Consider the following 17,622-nt stretch of genomic DNA (forward strand, 5'->3'; position numbering starts at 1 on the left):
GTTCAGTCCCTCGTCTTGAGCACCGCCACCAGGTCGAGCCGGTCGATGCGCCGGCGCACCACCAGCGCGCTGGCCACGCCCGCGGCCACCACCGCCAGCGCGGCCCAGGCATAGGTGCGGGCACGGATCACCACCGGAAAGGCGAACTGGTCGCTGCGCAGCGCCTCGGCCACGCCGTGGGTGAGCGCGTAACCGAGCAGCATGCCCAGCGGCAGCGCCAGCGCGATGGCCAGCGCCAGCTCGCCCAGCAGCAGCGCCGACACCTCGGCACGCGTGAAGCCCAGCACCCGCAGGCTGGCCAGCTCCCAGCCGCGCTCGGCCAGCGCGATGCGCGCGTTGTTGTAGACCACGCCCACGGCGATCACGGCCGCGAAGGCCGTCAGCAGCGTGCTCATGATGCGCACGTTGCGGGCGCTGACCTCCTGCATGTTGCGCAGCATGGTGGCCTTGCTGAAGGCGCCGGCGATGCGCGGCATCTCGCGCGTGGCCTGCAGCAGCGCCGCCTCGCGGTCGCGCGCCACCGACAGCACGAAGCCGGTGGAGACGTCGCCGTCGCCCAGCAGCCGGTTGAGCTGGCGGCGGTCCATGTAGGCGTTGAGTCCCATCATCTCCGGCACCAGCGCGCCCACCGTGAGCATGAGCGTGCGCGGCTCGCCCACCAGCACCTCGGCCCGCACCGTGTCGCCCTCGCGCACGCCCAGCTTCTCGGCCAGCCGGTCGGTGAGCACCAGGCCGCGCTCCTCCAGCAGCAGCTCGCGGTGCCGCATGTCGATGACGCGGTAGAGCTGCGCGCGCGGCGCGTAGCCGCGGATCAGCCCGCGCTCGTGGCGGTGGCCGTGGCTGAAGTTCACCGGCACCATGCGGGTCGATTCCACGCCCTGCACGCCCGGCAGCCGCGCCAGCTCCAGCCGCGCGGCGTCGTCCACCGCGTCGTCGAGCCACAGCGTCACGTCCGCGCGCAGCGACAGCGTGAACTGCGTCTCCACCACCTCGTCGATGGCGTCGCGCAGGAAGTTGCCCATCACCGTGATGGCCACCGCCGCGGCGATGCCGCCGACGGACAGCGCCGTGCGCAGCGGCCGCCGCTCCATGTTGCGCAGCACCATGCGCAGCGCCGGCGCCAGCCGGGTGAAGCCCAGCCGCTCCGCCAGCGTGGGCCGGTACAGCCCCGGCGCGGGCGGACGCATGGCCTCGGCCGGCGCCAGCCGCACCGTGGCGGCGATGGCGCCCAGCGTGCCCAGCACCGCGGTGGCGGCGGTCACGGCCGCGGCCAGCGCCGCCAGCGCCGGGGCCACGTGGTGCTCGAAATGCGGCAGCCGGAAGAAGCCGGCGTACAGCGCCGTGAGCATCGAGCCGAGCTGGCTGCCCAGCGCCAGGCCCAGCAGCAGCCCCAGCGCCACGATCAGCAGCACCAGCTTCAGGTAGTGCAGCGCGATGGCGGCGTCGGCGTAGCCCAGCGCCTTCAGCGCCGCGATCTGCTCGCGTTGCGCGCTCACCAGCCGCGAGGCCACGACGTTGAGCAGGAACGCCGCCACGCCCAGGAAGATCGCCGGCAGCACCGTGCCGAGCACGCGCTGGGACTTGATCTCGCTGTCGAGCATCACGTGCGAGGCCTGCTCGGCGCGCGGGATGACGTCGCGCGCGCCGTACGCGGCCAGGCGCTGGCGCAGCGCCGCGGCCACCGCCGGCGCCGAGGCGCCGGGCGCCAGGCGCAGCGCCACGCGGTTGAAGGCGCCGCGCAGGTCGTAGGCGGCGGCCAGCGCCTCGCGCTCGATCCAGAAGATGCCGTAGCCGCGCTGGTCGGGCATGCCCCACAGCCCGACGAAGACGTGCTCGGGCGACAGCGCCGTGCCCACGATGCGCAGCCGCCGCTCGCGCCCGTTGATGACGGCGGTGAGCGTGTCGCCGAACTTCAGGCCCCGCGCCTGGAAGAAGGCCTCGGACACCAGCGCCGGCAGCGCGCCGTCGCGCTGCGCGCCGGCCGCGGCCTGCAGCGGCTGGCCGGCGCTGGGCGTGACGACGTTCAGGCGCTGCGGCGCGCGCAGCTCCAGCCCCACGAGCTGGCCCAGCACCGGGTCGGGCGAGCCCGGCACCTCCACCCGCACCATGGCCTCCACGCCGGTCTGCACCTCGGCCACGCCGGGCAGCGCACGCAGCTGCTCGGCCACGGCTTCAGGCGCGCGCTTGAGGCTCACGAACAGGTCGGCGAAGCGGCCCTGCACGTAGTAGTCGTCGCGCGCGCGGGCCAGCGAGTCCACCGCCGACAGGCTGGTGATGAAGCCGCCCACGCCGCTGGCCACCACCAGTGCGATGGTCAGCGCCTGCGACCACATCAGGCGCAGGTCGCGCAGCAGCTTGACGTCGAGCGCTTTCACGGGGCGCCCTGCGGTTTCACCATGACAGTGCCGACGCCGGCACCTTGGTCGCGTTCACGTCCACGCGCTGCAGCCGGCCGTCGCCCATGTGCAGCACGCGATCGGCCATGGCGGCGATGGCGGCGTTGTGGGTGATGACGAGGGTGGTGGTGCCGCTGTCGCGGTGCACGCCGCCGATGACCTCCAGCACCAGCTTGCCGGTGTGCACGTCCAGCGCGCCGGTGGGCTCGTCGCACAGCAGCACGGCCGGGCGCTTGGCGATGGCGCGCGCAATCGCCACGCGCTGCTGCTCGCCGCCGGAGAGCTGCGCCGGGAAATGGTCGCGCCGCGGCCCCAGTCCGACGCGCTCCACCGCCTCGTCCACCGCCATCGGGTGCTCGGCGATGTCGGTGACCAGCGCCACGTTCTCGCGCACCGTGAGGCTGGGGATGAGGTTGTAGAACTGGAACACGAAGCCGACGTGGCGGCGGCGGTAGTCGGTGAGCGCGGCCTCGTCGGCGCGGGCCAGGTCCAGCGCGCCGAAGCGCAGCTCGCCGGCGCTGGGCACGTCCAGCCCGCCCAGGATGTTGAGCAGCGTGGACTTGCCGCTGCCCGACGGGCCCAGCAGCACGATGAACTCGCCGCGGCGCACGTCCAGGTCCACCTCGCGCAGCGCGCGCACCTCGGCGGCGCCGCTGCCGTAGGTTTTCGTCAGCCCACGGGCATGGAAGACCGGGAGATCGCTCGAAGGAAAGGCTTCGGACACGGCGCCATCGTGGCCGCCGCGCCGGCGCGCGTCGTTGACGCGGCTCAAGCGCCGGGCGGGCCACGGCTGCCCAGAATGGCTGCGCATTCCCCTTCAGGAGAACCCGATGCGAGCCATGGTGCTGCGCCAGCCGCGAACCCCGCTGGTGCCGGAGGAGCGTGGGGAGCCCGAGCCCGGCCCGGGCGAGGTGCGGCTGCGGGTGCTGGCCTGCGCGGTGTGCCGCACCGACCTGCACGTGGTCGACGGCGAGCTGCCGGACACCCGGCTGCCGGTGGTGCCGGGCCACGAGATCGTGGGTGAGGTCGAGGCGCTCGGGCCCGGCGTGACGGCCTTGCGCCCGGGCGAGCGCGTGGGCGTGCCCTGGCTCGGCCATGCCTGCGGCCACTGCCCCTACTGCGCCGGCGGGCACGAGAACCTGTGCGACGCGCCGGGCTTCACCGGCCATACCCGCGACGGCGGCTTCGCCACGCACGTGCTGGCCGAGGCCGCGTTCTGCCTGCCGCTGCGGGGCCAGGCCGCCGACCCGGTGCAGCTCGCGCCGCTGCTGTGCGCCGGGCTCATCGGCTGGCGCTGCCTGCGCGCGGCCGGCGACGAGGCGCGCGTGCTGGGCCTGTACGGCTTCGGCGCGGCGGCGCACCTGGTGGCGCAGGTGGCGCTGCGCCAGGGGCGCGAGGTCTACGCCTTCACGCGCGCGGGCGACACGGCGGCGCAGGACTTCGCGCGCGCGCTGGGCGCCACCTGGGCCGGTGCCTCGGACGAGCCGCCGCCGCGGCCGCTGGACGCGGCCATCCTGTTCGCGCCCGTGGGCGAGCTGGTGCCGCAAGCACTGCGCGCGGTGCGCAAGGGCGGCCGCGTGGTGTGCGGCGGCATCCACATGAGCGACATCCCGGCCTTCCCCTACCGGCTGCTGTGGGAGGAGCGGCAGGTGGTGTCGGTGGCCAACCTCACGCGCCGCGACGGGCTGGAGTTCCTGCGCGAGGTGGCCGCCACGCCGCTGCGCGTCGAAACCCGCGTCTACCCGCTGGCACAGGCGAACCAGGCGCTGGACGACCTGCGCGCGGGGCGGCTGCAGGGCGCGGCGGTGCTGGTGCCCTGAGCCCGGGCCGGCCGCCTGGCGTCGCACGGTGGCGGGCGGGCCCGATGCCTGACATATCGATACCTCTTCACCCACAATGGGGATTCCATGCCGCGGAAAGCGGCAGCCGTTCCGGACGGTCCCGGCGCTGCCGGTGGTCTTCCGCGCCGCATCACGCGCACGCAACTTCATGGCCTTGACATCGCGACTTCCCACCCGCCTGCCCTTCCCGCCGGCCATTGCCGTGGCGCTGGCACTGCTGCTGGTCGTGGCCGGCGGCGCGCTGTGGCTGCAGGCCGTGGCCAACGACGCGGTGCGCTCGCGCGCCCACACGCTGCGGGTGCGGCTGGAGCTGGCCGAGCTGCGCAACGACGTGCTGGAGGTGTCGCGCGCGGTGCGCGGCTACGTGGCCAGCGCCCGCGACGACTGGCTCGAGCCCGGGCGCGAGGCCCAGCGCCGCGCCCCGGAGCGGCTGCAGCGGCTGCGCACGCTCACGGCCGACAACCCGGCGCAGCAGCAGCGGCTGGAAGCCTTCGGGCAGCACCTGCAGGTGCTGGGCGCGCTGGAGGAGGCCGTGCTGCAGGACGCGGCACGGCATGGGCTGGAGGCCGCGCGCCGGCGCATCGCCGCCAGCGACGCGCCGGCACAGCTGGCGGCGATGCGGACGCTGCTCGACGCGCTGGACGCCGAGGAGCTGCGGCTGCAGACGCTGCGCGACGCGGCGGTGCAGCACACCACCAACCTCACCGTGGCGGGCACCGCGCTGGGCAGCCTGCTGTCGCTGGCGCTGGTGGCCTGGGCCGGGCGCGGCCAGCAGCGCAGCCTGCGCCGGCTGGGCGACACGGTGCAGGCGCTGGTGCAGGCGCAGGACTCGCTGGGCCAGGCCAACGCCCGGCTCAAGGCCCAGGCGGCGCACGCCACCGAGCTCAACCAGGCGCTGTGGCGCACCATCGACGACGGCGTGGCGCGGCCCGCCGCGCCGCCGCGGCCCATGGCGCTGGACGCGGCCGAGCGGCTGGAGGCGCTGCGGCGCACGCAGCTGATGGACACGCCGCCGGAGGAGGAATTCGACCGCTTCACGCGGCTGGCGGCGCTGTCGCTGCACGCGCCGCTGTGCCTGATCAGCCTCGTGGACGAGCGCCGCCAGTTCTTCAAGAGCGCCTTCGGGCTGCCCCAGGAGCTGGCCGCCACGCGCGAGCTGCCGGTGGGCGAGTCGTTCTGCCAGTTCGTGGTGCGCGACGGCGCGGCGCTGGTGGTGGAGGACGCGCAGCGGGCGCCGCCGCCGCGCTACGAATACCCGCCGCCCGCGGGCGTGGGCGCGTACCTGGGCGTGCCGCTGGCCACGCCGGACGGGCTGGTGCTGGGCAGCTTCTGCGTGGTGGACGACAAGCCGCGGCCTTGGAGCGAGGCCGACTGCGCCACGCTGGAGCGCATCGCGCAGTCGGTGCTGGCCGCCATCGCGGTGCGCATGCAGCTGCGCGCGCTGGAGCACCGCGTGGCCGAGCGCACGGCCGAGGTGCAGCTGCTGACCGGGGCGATACGCAACTCGCTCAACGGCGTGGCCATCGTCGATGCGCACGGGCGCCTGAGCTACGCCAACGACGCCTTCGCCCACCAGTTCGGCCACGGCCAGCCGCAGGCGCTGCAGGGCGTGGCGCTGGCCGAGCTGTGCGCGGAGCGCGCGGTGGCCGAGCGCATCGTGGCCGAGCTGCACGCCTGGGGCAGCTGCCGCATCGAGCTCACGGCGCGGCGGCGCGACGGCGGCAACTTCGAGGCGCTGCTCGATGCGCACCTGGCGCACGACGAGGGCGGGCACGAGGTCGTCGTCGCCACCACCATCGACATCACCGAGCGCAAGCGCGCCGAGCAGGCGCTGCGCCTGGGCGAGGAGCGGCTGCGCCTGGCGCTGGAGGCGGCGCACATGGGCGCCTACGAGCACGACGCCGCCACGGGCGAGGTGCGGCGCACCGGCAGCCTGTACGCGGCGCTGGGCCTGGCGCTGCAGGGCCGCGACGAGGAGTTCACCGAGCGCGTGCATCCCGACGACCGCGCCCTGCTGGCGGCACGCATCGGCACGCTCGGCCCGGCGCAGCCCGGCTACGCCCTGGAGTACCGGCTGCGCCGCCCCGACGGCAGCTGGGCCTGGGTCGCCGACCATGCGCAGGCCAGCTTCTCCAGCGGCGGCGGGCTGCTGCGCCGGATCGGCATCAACATGGACGTCACGGCGCGGCGCCAGGCCGACGCGGCGCTGCAGGCGGCGCTGGCCGAGAAGGAGGTGCTGCTGCAGGAGGTGCACCACCGCGTCAAGAACAACCTGCAGGTGGTCTCCAGCCTGCTGCAGCTGCAGCGCCGCCAGCTCGGCGACCCGGCGCTGCAGGCGGTGTTCATGGAGACCGAGCAGCGCGTGCGCGCCATGGCGCTGGTGCACCAGCGGCTGTACCAGCAGAGCACGCTGTCGGCGCTGAACTTCGGCGACTACCTGCGCTCGCTGGCCGACCAGCTCGTGCGCGCCCACGGCGCCGAGCAGCGCGTGCGCATCGAGCTGGCGCTGCAGCCCGTGCGGCTGCCGGTGGACGTGGCGGTGCCGCTGGGACTGATCGTCACGGAGCTGATCACGAACGCGCTCAAGTACGCCTGGGCGCCGGGTGCTGCCGGCGTGCTGGACCTGCGCCTGCGCGCCGCGGACGACGCCGTCCCGGCGCGCCTGGTGCTGGAGGTGCGCGACAACGGCATCGGCCTGCCCCCGGGACTCGATCCGGCCCAGGGCAGCGGGCTGGGCATGCGGCTGGTGACGCTGCTGTCGGCGCAGCTCGACGCCAGCGTGGACGTGGGCGAAGGCCCGGGCACCTGGTGGCGCGTGGTGGTGCCGCTGCCGGGCGACGGCGCCGGGGCGCAGGAGGCGCAGGAGGCGCCGGCGGCGCGGACGGCCGCGGCCGTGCCGGGCTGAGGCACCGGCGCGCGGGGCCCGGCGCTCAGCCGCGCAGGCGCTTGCGCCACTGGTAGGCCGGGCTGTAGCGGCCGGGCACGGGCGGCGGGAAGGGCAGCGTCCAGGGCCGGGCGGCGACGAGGTGGCGGTCGAGCATGTGGTGGATCAGGCGCAGCTGCAGCGCGCCCGCCACGCGCTGGCTCCTGCCCAGCCAGGCCATGAAGTCCGCCGGCGCCGGCGTGGCGCCGAAGCGCGGCACGTAGGCCAGCAGCGCGTACAGGCAGCCGCGCGCGAGCTCGTTGTCGAGCCAGCCGCGCAGCAGGGCCCAGTCCAGCGTCGGGCCGAAGCGGCGCAGCAGCAGCAGCGCATCGACCAGCGAGGGCAGGAAGCTCGGGTGCACGCGCATGTCGCTGAGGTCGTTGAACCAGGACGCGGCGATGTAGGGCAGCTGCAGCTCCGGCGGCAGCCGCCGCACCGGCTCGCCGTGCCAGCTCGACGGTTGCGAGCGCGACAGCAGCTGCGCCGGCGCGAACAGGCTGCCGGCGCTGAAGGGGGAGTCGGACGGGAACAGCGCGCGGTGCAGCTCGACGATGCCGCCGTGCGCGCGGTGGCGCAGCGGCGCGTCGTGGTGCATGCCGGGCAGCGCGGGGAAGTCAGTGCGCTCCCAACCGCCGCCCTCGGCCGTGAGCGCCGCGTCGGCCTCCGAGTAGCGTTGCGGGGGCAACAGCACGTCGAAGTCGGACATCGGGCGCAGGTGCGGCTCGGGGTAGAGCTGCTCGCTCGCGGAGATGCCCTTGAGCAGCGTGGGCTCCAGGCGCAGCGCGGCGCAGGCCGACAGCAGCGCCCGCACCGAGGCCTGCAGCGTGGCGTGGCGCATGCGCGCGGTGAGGTCGGCGCTCAGCAGCGCGTGGCGCCAGGCTTCGGGCACGCCTTGCGGCTGCGCGCGCGTGGCGTGGTGCAGCAGCGGGCCCAGCCCGCCGTCGAGCAGCCAGCGCAGCTGCCGCTCCTGCTCCCCGGCCGCAACGCCGGAGCCGAAGGCGGCGTGCGCGTCCAGCGGCGCGCCGGTGGCCGCGTGCGCCAGCAGCCGCGCCGTCAGTGAGCCGCGCATGCCACACACGGCCTGTAGACGCCTACACGCACCTTCGGGGGGCCCCTTTCGGGCCATGGACGGGAAACTGACACCAACATCCGGAACCAATTTTTTGCTGCCGGGCGTTGCGGCGCCGAAATACAGAGCGCCAGGGACACACCCGCACGGAGGGAGGCAAGCGATGGAAACGATGGATCCCCATGCCGCGGGGATGATAGTTCGCGAAGTGGACGGCGCCCTGCTGATCCTCGACACCGCGTCCAACCACATCCACCAGCTCAACGAAACCGCCAGCATCGTCTGGCGCATGCGCCGCGAAGGCGCAGCCCCGCGCGACATCGCGGCCACCCTGGCTGCGGAGTTCGCGGTGGAAGAGGACCAGGCGTTGAGCGACGTGCACGACCTGTTGCAGCGCCTGGAATCTTTGCACCTGCTCATGCCGCCGCCGCCTGGCGCCGGTCACGCGGGTGTTTCCAAGGAAGGAGGTTTGAATGTCAGTTCGTGATCCGACGCGCCGTGACTTCGTCAGGCGCGGCGCCTATGTGGCCCCGGCGATCCTGACGCTGGCCGCCGCACCGGAGTTCGCCAAGGCGGGCTCCGGCAAGCCCGACAATCCGGGCGGCGGCAAGCCTGACAAGCCGGGCGGGGGCAAGCCCGACAAGCCAGACAAGCCCGACAAACCGGGCAAGGGCAAGGGCTGAGCAGCCCTGACGCAATGCCCGCTGCAGGGCCGGGGCCGTGCCCGTCCAGGCGACGCCAGGCGCCGGCAGCTGCCCCTCGGGCGGCACGAGCGCGAGCCCGACCACTGCCACGCCGGTGTTTTCGCGAATGCGGACTCCGGCGTTTTCCATTCAACCCTCGATGCATCGAGGAAACCGACTCGGAGGGAGGCCGGTGACTCCAATCAATTCGATGCCGTCCTGGCAGGCGCCGCGCACGCCTTCAGGCACGCAGACCGCCATCCGCTTCCAGGCCCTGGGCCAGACGGTGCAGGTTCACTGCACGGATGCCGCCGTGGCGCGCGTCGTGGTGGCCAATTTCGCGGCGCTGCCCGCCGCGGCGCCGCACGCCCGCACCGACCTGGCCTACGAGGCCGGCACCGCCCCGCAGGGCAGCGGCTACCTGCTGCACCGCGCCGGCCGCGAGCCCCTGGCGGCTGCCAGCCTGTGCGAGCTGCTGTTCGACCTGGAAAAGGACCTGATCATCGCGCTGCAGTGGCGCCGGCCCGAGTTGCTGCACCTGCACGCCGCGGCGCTGGAGTACGCGGGGCAGGCCTGGCTGCTGGCCGGCGACTCGGGGGCCGGCAAGTCCACCACCACCTGGGGCCTGCTGCACCAGGGCTTCCGCTACCTGAGCGACGAGCTCAGCCCGGTGGACCTGGAGAGCCTGTGCGTGCATGCCTACCCGCATGCGCTGTGCCTCAAGCGCCGCCCGCCTGCGACCTGGCGCTTTCCCGAGGAGCAGCTCGTCGACCTCGGCCGCACGCTGCACGTGCCGGTGGCGGCCCTGCCCGGCGGCACGGCCGCCACGGGGCCCAGCCCGCTGGCCGGGCTGCTGTTCGTGCGGCACGACCCGGCGCTGCGCGAGCCGGCGCTGCGCCCGCTGCATCCCGCGGAGGCCGGCGCGCGGCTGTACGTCACCACGCTCAATGCCCTGGCCCATGCCCGCCACGGCATGGACGCCGTCGTCGGGCTGGCCAAGAGCATCCCCTGCTGGACGCTGGCCGCCGCCGACCTGGGCGCCACCTGCGCGCTGGTCGAGGAACTCGCGCGCGGGCTGCAGCCGGCGCAGCGCGCCTGCGGCTGAAGGCGCGCCGGGCCGGGCCGGCGCCGCCCGCATCCGATGGCGACGTGCTGCCTGCCGCATGCCGTCGCTGCGGAACCCGCGCGCCGGGCGACGACGTGCCAATTGCGCACGCTTTGCGACCGCGGCAGCGGTGGGAGCGCTTCCTAGAATCCCGGGGTGAAGCTCGCTCCCGTCTCCCCAGTCGATCGGCCGGCCCTGGTGGAGGCGGTGACGGTGCCGTTGGCCACCGTGGCGCTGGCCACCGGCGAGGGACACGCGGCGCACGCCGTGCCGCCCGGCGCCGGGGCCGCCGTGGAACTCAGCCCGCTGGGCCGCGTCGCGGCCTTGCTCGGCGCCTTCGGCGATCCCGTGCTGGAGCTGGCCGAGCCCCAGGAGTCCGGCACGCCGGCACTGCCGGGCGAGACCCATCCCGCCACGCCTGATGCCGCGCCCCGGCTGGAGAAGGCCCTGGCCGACACGCTGAGCCCGCACCTGGCCGGCGCCCCGGCGCACGACGCGCCGGCCGAAGCCTCCACCCCGCTTGCGTCCAGCCTGCCCTCGGCGCCCGCCGTGCCGGAAGAAGCCGCCGCGGCGCAACCGGCGCCCACGGCGCAATCCGCGGGAGCGCTGCTCAACGCGCTGCTGAGCGCAGCGCTCACCGGCCAGGCCGCCCTGGAGCTGCGCCGCCCCGACCAGCCCCCGCTGCGGCTGGAGCTGGAGCGGGAACCCGACGGACACGGCGCCTTTCGCGTCAGCCGCGTGCGCATCCGCCACGAGACGGCGGATGGCGTGCTGGAGGCGGCGGTGCAGCTGGGCAGCGCCGCGCACGAGCGCGCGCCGCTGGGCGTGGACATCGCCGCCAGCGGCGCGCTGTCCGAGGCAGTGGCGCAGCGGCTCGACGAGCTCAGGGACGCGCTCGGCGCCCGCGGCCTGAGCGCCGCCGTGCGGGCGCGGCCGGCAGCGGCAGCCCCTTCACCACCGCTGCTGCCGATGTCCGGCGACTGAGCCACAAACCGCGCCATGGACGACTCAAGCCCCCCCTCCCCCGCGCGGCGCCGCGCCGCCGTGGCCATGAGCTACGACGCGCACCAGCGCCTGGGCGCGCCCAAGGTCGTGGCCAAGGGCTACAACGCCACGGCGCAGCGCATCCTGGCGCTGGCGAAGGAGGCGGGCGTGCCGGTCACGGAATCGGCCGAGCTGGCGCAGGCGCTGATGCATGTCGAGCTGGACCGGGAGATCCCGGCCGAGCTCTACGCCGCGGTGGCGGAAATCCTGGTCTGGATCTGGCGGCTGCAGCCGAAGGCGCCGCGCGGCTGAAAGCCTGCGCGCTATGCGGCGGCACGTGCCGCGCCGGGCAGCACGGCGCGGCGCCACGGCATCGGGCAGTGCCTGTGGGCCACGCACCAGGTCAGCAGGAAACGCAGGCCCATGCTCAGGCTGAAGGCGATGGCCGCGCCCTGCAGCCCGAAGTGCCGCACCAGCACCAGCAGCAGCGCCACGTTGACCAGGCCCGCGCCGACCGTGGCCAGTGCCAGCGAGCCCGTGCGCCGGGCGTAGAAAACGTAGTTGGTGACCATGAAGTACATGCCGTTGAAGGCCTGTCCCAGCGCCAGCCAGCCGATGACCAGCCCGGCCGCGGCGAACTTCTCGCCGGCCACCAGCCGCACCAGCGCCGGCCCGGCCACGCAGGCCAGCGCCGCGCCCAGCAGCAGCGCCGCGAACCAGGCGTAGGTGCGGCGCACGATGAGCCGCTTGTCCTGATCGTCGCCACGCTTGAGCCGCTCGAACAGCCACGGCCCGTAGGCCTTGTTGAGGGCGTCGAAGACCAGGCTCATGGCGTTGCCCAGCTGCACCGCCACCATGTACACGCCCGCCTGCGCCAGGCCCAGCTCGTCGTGGATGACGAGGCGGTCCACCGCGTTGAGCAGGAACAGTCCCGCGAAATGCGGCACCAGCGGCAGCCCGAAGGCCAGCGCCTCGCGCAGGAAGTCCGGGCGCCAGCAGCGCAGCCGCAGCAGGCCGTCGCGGTGCAGCAGCGCCAGCGCCAGCAGCGCCGACAGTCCCGCGGCCACGACCTGCGCCTGGATGCGCCCGCCCGCGCCCTGCAGCAGCACCACGACCAGCAGCAGCGACAGCGCCATGTTGAGCGCGCCCTGGCCGATCTGCAGCGCGCCGAAGCGCCGCGCCTGGTGGCGCACCTGCCACAGGCCGAGCCGGATGCCCGTCACGGCCGCGCAGGCCGACGTGAACACCGCCCACGGCAGCCATGGGGCCGGCAATCCCAGCCACTGCGACAGCGGCGCGCTGAACAGGAGCACCACGCCCAGCACGGCCAGGGCGGCGGCCAGCACCAGCTGCAGGCAGCTGCCCACGAAGCGGCCGAGCTCGGCTTCGTCCGCGGGCAGGTCGTAGTACTTGCGCCCGACGGCGCCGGCCACGCTCAAGCCGACGACGGCCTCCAGCGCGGCCAGCAGGGTCTGGAACATCGCCACCTCGCCGTAGCCGGCAGGCCCCAGCACGCGGGTGAGCAGCGGCAGCAGCGCGAAGGGAATCGCCGCGTTGACGAGGTTGGACAGCAGGTAGACGGAGGCGCCCGACAGCAGCGTGTTCGACCTGAATCGGTGCAGCATCGCGCCTCGCCTCCCCACAACGTCTCGCCGGGACCGCGCGTGGCGCCGCGGCGTGGCCGGTGCCGACCGGCGCGACGGCGGCGTGCGCGTCGAATGTCAGGCCCTTATATCAGCGCACTGCCAGCAGTTCGACCTCGAAGGTCAGGGTGCTGTTGCCCGGGATCACGCCCGGGATGCCTTGCGGCCCGTACGCGGTGGCGGGCGGGCAGGTCAGCTTGGCCTTGCCGCCGACCTTCATGCGCTGCAGCCCCTCGGTCCAGCAGGGAATGACGCGGTTGAGCGGGAACGTGGCGGGCTGGCCGCGCTTGTGGGAGCTGTCGAACTCCTTGCCGTCGGCCAGGGTGCCGCGGTAGTGCACCTGCACCGTGCTCGTGGCCGCGGGCTGCGCGCCCTGCCCCTTGACGCTGTGCTCGATGGTCACGCCCGACGGGAGCTTCTCGTTATCGGAGGCGGCCGGCGCGGCGGCCGTCGGCTGGGCCGCGGCGAGCTGCGCGGCGAGCGCCAGCAGCGCGGCGCCGGCCAGGGAAATCTTGTTCATGAGGAGGAGCCCGGCGCGGGGCCGGCGGGTTGCGGGAGAGCGCAGTGTCGCCGCTTTCGCCGCCGCTCCTGGCCCGCGGCGCTCAGGCGTGCCCGGGGGCGTAGCTGAAGCCGCCGCCGCGCTCGCGCTCCAGGCGGGTCTCTTCCATCAGGTCTTCCTGCACCGGGTCGGGCGCGCCGCCGCGGCGCAGGTGCTCCTCGTACCAAGCCGAGATCAGCGCGCAGACGATGGGCTGCGGGCCCTCGGTGAGCTCGTCCATGTCGAAGCCGCTGGCCTCGCAGATGGCCTCGATGGGCTGGGTGTCGAAGATCACGGCGCCGTCGCGGACGTCGCGCGACAGGCGCAGGTCCTCGAAGTTCACGCCGTCGGGAATGGTGGCCTGCAGTCGGATCAAGCTGGCTCCTCTCTGGACTGGCGCCCGCGCCGCGGCGGGCCTTCCTGGGGTGGACCCGTGCATGGTGCCGGGCCGTTCGCACAACTGGAGCAGGCTGCGCGCCCGGGCCCCCGGACGGACGGTCCGGCCACGTGGCCGGACCCGCCCGGATCAGTCACGGATCTCCCGCACCTCGGCGTCCACGACCTCGCCGCGGCCGTGCCCGGCACGGCCGCCGCCCCAGGGCGCCGAGGTACCAGGATAACCGGCCCCGCGCCGCGCCCAGTGGAAACGCAGGTCGCCGCGGCGCAGGCGCCGGCGCGCCACCAGCGCCACCACCAGCAGCACGCCGGCCGCCACCAGCCCGGCCAGGAGCGTGAAGGCCATCAGGAACAGGGCCGCCACGCCCAGCGCCAGGCGCCGCAGCAGCGTGGCCAGGGTGTCGAGCAGGCGCGCCGGGCCTTCGGTCCGGCGCGCGGAGTGCGGCAGATGCATGGAGTCGTCGCCTTTTTGAAGTCGTGTGTCGAGGGCCCAGTATCGCCGCAGGGTTTCCTCAGTCGTCGTTGCCGCCGAAGATGCCCAGCAGCGCCAGCAGCGACTGGAAGACATTGAACAGGCTCAGGTACACGCCCAGCGTCGCGGTGATGTAGTTCGTCTCCAGCCCGTCCTGCACGCGCTTGAGGTCGTGCAGGATGAAGGCCGAGAAGATGCCGATGGCCATCACCGCCACCGTGATCATCAGCGCGCTCGACTGGATGAACACGTTGGCAACGCCCGCCACCAGCAGCATCACCGCGCCGATGAACAGCCACTTGCCCATCGACGTCAGGTCGCGCTTGATCACCGTGGACAGCATGGCCATGCCCAGGAAGATCGCGCTGGTGCCGGCGAAGGCCGTCATCACCAGGCTCGCGCCGTTGGACAGGCCCAGCACCGTGCCCACCAGGCGCGACAGCATCACGCCCATGAAGAAGGTGAAGGCCAGCAGCACCGGCACGCCGGCGGCCGAGTTCTTGGTCTTCTCGATGGCGAACATGAAACCGAAGGCGCCGGCCAGGAACACCACCAGGCTCACCATCGGCGACAGCGCGCTCGACAACCCCGTGGCGATGCCCAGCCAGGCGCCGGCCACGGTCGGCACCATCGACAGCGCGAGCAGCCAGTAGGTGTTGCGCAGCACGCGCTGCTGCTGCGCAGCGCCGGCCATCGTGCCGGCGGTGCGGGCGTTGAGGTCGATCTGCTGAAGGTTCATGAGGGCTCTCCGAAGACGCTTTCGTGCCGCCCCCGCGGCGAAGGCCGCGGGACTTGGGCGACAGCGTCAATCTAGGGGCATCCTGACTTCGAAACAATCAGAACGTTGCGATGCGTTTCATCGAAAAAACTGGATCGTCAATCGCCCCGGGCGGGGAGGCGGCGGCCCCTTGGCGGGGGTGTCAGGGCGTGATCGCCACCTTCAGCACGCCGTCGCGCTGGTGGCCGAAGAGCTCATAGGCGGCCTCGATGGCGTCGAGTCTGAAGCGGTGCGTGACCATCGCGCCCAGGTCCACGCGGCCGGCCTCGATCACGGCCATGAGCCGGCGCATGCGCTCCTTGCCGCCCGGGCACAGCGAGGTGACGATGCGGTGGTCGCCCAGCCCGGCGGCAAAGGCGTCCAGCGGGATGCGCAGGTCGGTCGAGTACACGCCCAGGCTGGAGAGCGTGCCGCCCGGGCGCAGCACGCGCAAGGCGGCCTCGAAGGTGGCCTGCGTGCCCAGCGCCTCGATGGCGGCGTCCACGCCGCGCCCGCCGGTCAGGCGCAGGATCTCCGAGACCGGGTCCACGCGGCTGGCGTCGATGACCACGTCGGCGCCCATGCGCTGCGCCGTCTCCAGCCGCGCCGGCAGCCGGTCCACGCCGATGACGAGGCTGGCCCCCGCCAGCCGTGCGCCGGCCGTGGCGCACAGCCCGATGGGCCCCTGCGCGAACACCGCCACCGCGTCGCCGATGCGGATGCCCGCGCTCTCCGCGCCCGCGAAGCCCGTGGACATGATGTCCGGGCACATCAGCACCTGCTCGTCGGTGAGGCCGTCGGGCACGGGCGCGAGGTTGAACATCGCGTCGGGCACGAGTACGTACTCGGCCTGGCAGCCGTCGATGGTGTTGCCGAAGCGCCAGCCGCCCATGGGCTTCCAGCCGTGCGCGGCGCCGGCCGCGCCGTCCTGGGCGCAGAAGCCGCACTGGCAGGCGTTGCTCCAGCCGCTGGGCGTGATGGCCCCGGCGATCACGCGCTGGCCCTCCCGGTAGCCCTTGACGGCCGAGCCCAGCTTCTCGATCACGCCCACGGGCTCGTGGCCGATGGTCAGCCCGCGCGCCACCGGGTACTCGCCCTTGAGGATGTGCACGTCGGTGCCGCAGATCGTGGTGGTGGTGATGCGCACCAGCGCGTCGAGCGCGCCCACGTCCGGGACGGGCTTGTCGTCGAGCACGATGCGGCCCGGTTCGACGAAGACGGCGGCTTTCATCATCGGCATGGCAGAGCTCCTTGGCAGGACCGGTCGAAGCCGCCAGCGTGTCCCCGGCCCGCGCCCGCCGCCTTGCGCCAGCGCAAGCGCGCGCCGCCGCCGCCGCCGCCGCCGCGCGAGTGTGGGCGGATGTCAGCGCCGCCGCGCCGGCGCCGCACGCGGCTTGGACGGGGCCGCAAAGAACTCGTTGCGCGCGGCCTGCGTGATCGCCACCACGCAGGGGTGCGTGATGCGCCGCTCCACCGAGATGGCGAAGAAGTCCTCCTCCACGCCCTGGGCCGTGCCCACGGCCTGCACGCCGAACTGGGCCTCGATCTCGGCGCCCAGCACGGCCGGCGCGGCGAAGAAGCCGACGCTGCGGCGGCCGAACTCCTGGATCAGCGCGCTGTCGTCGAACTCGCCGACCACGCGCGGGCGAATGCCCTGCGATTGCCACCAGGCGCGCAGCCGCTGGCTCATGGCCGAGTCCTCGCCGGGCATGAGCAGCGGCGCGCCGTCGAGACAGCCGGGGAAGTCGCCGGGATGGCGCTCGCGCAGCGCCGCGCTGGCGAAGATGCTCAGCGCCGAGCTGCCCAGGCGGTGGCTGAAGGCGCGCACCGACACGCCGGCGGGAATGGGCGCGTCGGCGATCACGAGGTCGAGCTTGTGCAGCGCCAGCTCGGCCAGCAGCAGGTCCAGCTTCCACTCGCGGCAGACGATGCGCACGTCCTGCACCGCGAAGGCGGGCTCGACCAGGTGATAGGCGATGGCCTTGGGCACGGCATCGGCCACGCCGACGCGGAATTCCAGCGTGCGCCCGCGCTCGGTGCGCTCGCGCACGGCCGCTTCCAGCTCGGCGCCCAGGCCGAAGATCTCCTTGGCGTAGTCCATCACCACGCGCCCGGTGTCAGTGAGCACCAGGCGCCGGCCGCTGCGCGCGAACAGCGGGCTGCCCAGCCGGTCTTCGAGCAGCTGGATCTGGCCGCTCACCGTCTGCGGCGTGAGATGCAACTGCTCGCTGGCGCGCGCCACGCTGCCGGTCTCGGCCACCTGCAAGAAATACTGAAGGTGCTTGTAGTTCATGCCGTGATCATCAGATTTTTCCTACAAGCAAGCGAGGAAGAACCGGATTTACCAAATTTTTTGGGCTGCCTAGAGTGGTCGCGTCGTCACTTGCCCGCCGGACGGGAGAGCATTGAATGGAGATCCGAGTGCATGCCGCCTGCGCCCGCGCCGCCGCGCTGGCCGACCACGCACGCCGCCGCCTGCTGTACGTGCTGCGCTCGCACCAGCACCAGGTCGAGCATGTCGAGGTACGGCTGGGCGACACGCGCAGCCGCCGCGGTGCGCAGGACGGCTACTGCAAGGTGCAGTTGCGGCTGGTGCATGCCGGCGTGGCCACGGTGGTGGATGTCGCCCACGACATCCACGAGGCCATCGACCGCGCCATCGACCGCGCCGGCCGCGCCGTGACCGAGCACCTGGCGCAGCTGCGCGGCGCGCAGCCGGCCGCGGCCTGAACGGCCTGCCGCGTTGACCCCCTGACACCCGCGCGTCGCCTGGGTGTCGCAGACCAACCACCCCGCCGCGGCGGGGTTTTCGCTT

General features: G+C 73.7%; 18 protein-coding genes. 8 read left to right on the top strand and 10 right to left on the bottom strand.

The window, feature by feature from the left end:
• Nucleotides 1-2: 2 nt before the first annotated feature.
• Entirely contained in the window at nucleotides 3-2,375 is a 2,373-nt protein-coding gene (locus tag FJ694_RS21870; RefSeq protein WP_157269444.1) for an ABC transporter permease, read from the bottom strand.
• 16 nt (nucleotides 2,376-2,391) lie between these two features.
• A complete protein-coding gene (locus FJ694_RS21875) occupies nucleotides 2,392-3,120 on the bottom strand; it encodes an ABC transporter ATP-binding protein (protein ID WP_232540169.1) in 729 nt (242 codons plus the stop codon).
• Between the two features lie 106 nt (nucleotides 3,121-3,226).
• Between FJ694_RS21875 and FJ694_RS21880 the strand changes: the two genes are divergently transcribed.
• Nucleotides 3,227-4,216, top strand: a complete 990-nt coding sequence (locus FJ694_RS21880) for a zinc-dependent alcohol dehydrogenase family protein (protein WP_157269446.1) — start codon at nucleotides 3,227-3,229, stop codon at nucleotides 4,214-4,216.
• A gap of 175 nt (nucleotides 4,217-4,391) precedes the next feature.
• Complete coding sequence (locus tag FJ694_RS21885) at nucleotides 4,392-7,142, top strand: histidine kinase dimerization/phosphoacceptor domain -containing protein (protein WP_198320933.1); 2,751 nt, start codon at nucleotides 4,392-4,394, stop codon at nucleotides 7,140-7,142.
• Nucleotides 7,143-7,167: 25 nt separating this feature from the next.
• Here FJ694_RS21885 and FJ694_RS21890 read toward each other — a convergent pair whose 3' ends face one another.
• Nucleotides 7,168-8,229, bottom strand: a complete 1,062-nt coding sequence (locus tag FJ694_RS21890) for a nucleotidyltransferase family protein (RefSeq protein ID WP_157269448.1) — start codon at nucleotides 8,227-8,229, stop codon at nucleotides 7,168-7,170.
• Between the two features lie 163 nt (nucleotides 8,230-8,392).
• Between FJ694_RS21890 and FJ694_RS21895 the strand changes: the two genes are divergently transcribed.
• From FJ694_RS21895 to FJ694_RS21915, 5 genes are all read left to right on the top strand, one after another.
• The gene (locus FJ694_RS21895) at nucleotides 8,393-8,716 is read left to right on the top strand and encodes a PqqD family protein (protein ID WP_157269449.1); all 324 of its coding nucleotides are present in this window, start codon (nucleotides 8,393-8,395) and stop codon (nucleotides 8,714-8,716) included.
• The gene (locus FJ694_RS21900) at nucleotides 8,703-8,912 is read left to right on the top strand and encodes a hypothetical protein (RefSeq protein WP_157269450.1); all 210 of its coding nucleotides are present in this window, start codon (nucleotides 8,703-8,705) and stop codon (nucleotides 8,910-8,912) included. The genes FJ694_RS21895 and FJ694_RS21900 overlap by 14 nt, the downstream gene beginning before the upstream one ends.
• A gap of 193 nt (nucleotides 8,913-9,105) precedes the next feature.
• The gene (locus FJ694_RS21905) at nucleotides 9,106-10,017 is read left to right on the top strand and encodes a hypothetical protein (protein ID WP_157269451.1); all 912 of its coding nucleotides are present in this window, start codon (nucleotides 9,106-9,108) and stop codon (nucleotides 10,015-10,017) included.
• 156 nt (nucleotides 10,018-10,173) lie between these two features.
• The gene (locus FJ694_RS21910) at nucleotides 10,174-11,001 is read left to right on the top strand and encodes a hypothetical protein (protein ID WP_157269452.1); all 828 of its coding nucleotides are present in this window, start codon (nucleotides 10,174-10,176) and stop codon (nucleotides 10,999-11,001) included.
• Nucleotides 11,002-11,016: 15 nt separating this feature from the next.
• The gene (locus FJ694_RS21915; protein ID WP_157269453.1) at nucleotides 11,017-11,313 is read left to right on the top strand and encodes an EscU/YscU/HrcU family type III secretion system export apparatus switch protein; all 297 of its coding nucleotides are present in this window, start codon (nucleotides 11,017-11,019) and stop codon (nucleotides 11,311-11,313) included.
• An 11-nt stretch (nucleotides 11,314-11,324) separates the two neighbouring features.
• Here the strand turns inward: FJ694_RS21915 and FJ694_RS21920 are convergent, their stop codons facing one another.
• From FJ694_RS21920 to nhaR, 7 genes are all read right to left on the bottom strand, one after another.
• Nucleotides 11,325-12,626 (bottom strand): lipopolysaccharide biosynthesis protein, encoded by a 1,302-nt coding sequence (locus FJ694_RS21920; RefSeq protein ID WP_157269454.1) that lies wholly within the window; start codon nucleotides 12,624-12,626, stop codon nucleotides 11,325-11,327.
• A gap of 109 nt (nucleotides 12,627-12,735) precedes the next feature.
• A complete protein-coding gene (locus FJ694_RS21925) occupies nucleotides 12,736-13,164 on the bottom strand; it encodes an FKBP-type peptidyl-prolyl cis-trans isomerase (protein WP_157269455.1) in 429 nt (142 codons plus the stop codon).
• Between the two features lie 82 nt (nucleotides 13,165-13,246).
• A complete protein-coding gene (locus FJ694_RS21930; protein ID WP_157269456.1) occupies nucleotides 13,247-13,558 on the bottom strand; it encodes a hypothetical protein in 312 nt (103 codons plus the stop codon).
• 150 nt (nucleotides 13,559-13,708) lie between these two features.
• Nucleotides 13,709-14,032, bottom strand: a complete 324-nt coding sequence (locus FJ694_RS21935; protein ID WP_157269457.1) for a hypothetical protein — start codon at nucleotides 14,030-14,032, stop codon at nucleotides 13,709-13,711.
• A 58-nt stretch (nucleotides 14,033-14,090) separates the two neighbouring features.
• A complete protein-coding gene (locus FJ694_RS21940; RefSeq protein ID WP_157269458.1) occupies nucleotides 14,091-14,789 on the bottom strand; it encodes a Bax inhibitor-1 family protein in 699 nt (232 codons plus the stop codon).
• A gap of 181 nt (nucleotides 14,790-14,970) precedes the next feature.
• Nucleotides 14,971-16,047: an NAD(P)-dependent alcohol dehydrogenase gene (locus FJ694_RS21945; protein ID WP_157269459.1), complete on the bottom strand. Its 1,077-nt coding sequence runs from the start codon at nucleotides 16,045-16,047 to the stop codon at nucleotides 14,971-14,973.
• A 123-nt stretch (nucleotides 16,048-16,170) separates the two neighbouring features.
• Nucleotides 16,171-17,100, bottom strand: a complete 930-nt coding sequence (nhaR, locus tag FJ694_RS21950) for a transcriptional activator NhaR (RefSeq protein ID WP_157269460.1) — start codon at nucleotides 17,098-17,100, stop codon at nucleotides 16,171-16,173.
• Nucleotides 17,101-17,216: 116 nt separating this feature from the next.
• Between nhaR and FJ694_RS21955 the strand changes: the two genes are divergently transcribed.
• Nucleotides 17,217-17,537, top strand: coding sequence for an HPF/RaiA family ribosome-associated protein (locus tag FJ694_RS21955; protein WP_157269461.1), 321 nt, complete (start codon nucleotides 17,217-17,219; stop codon nucleotides 17,535-17,537).
• Nucleotides 17,538-17,622: the final 85 nt, after the last annotated feature.

Origin of the sequence: Azohydromonas aeria (assembly GCF_009760915.1) — a bacterium.
Lineage (GTDB): Bacteria > Pseudomonadota > Gammaproteobacteria > Burkholderiales > Burkholderiaceae_C > Azohydromonas > Azohydromonas aeria.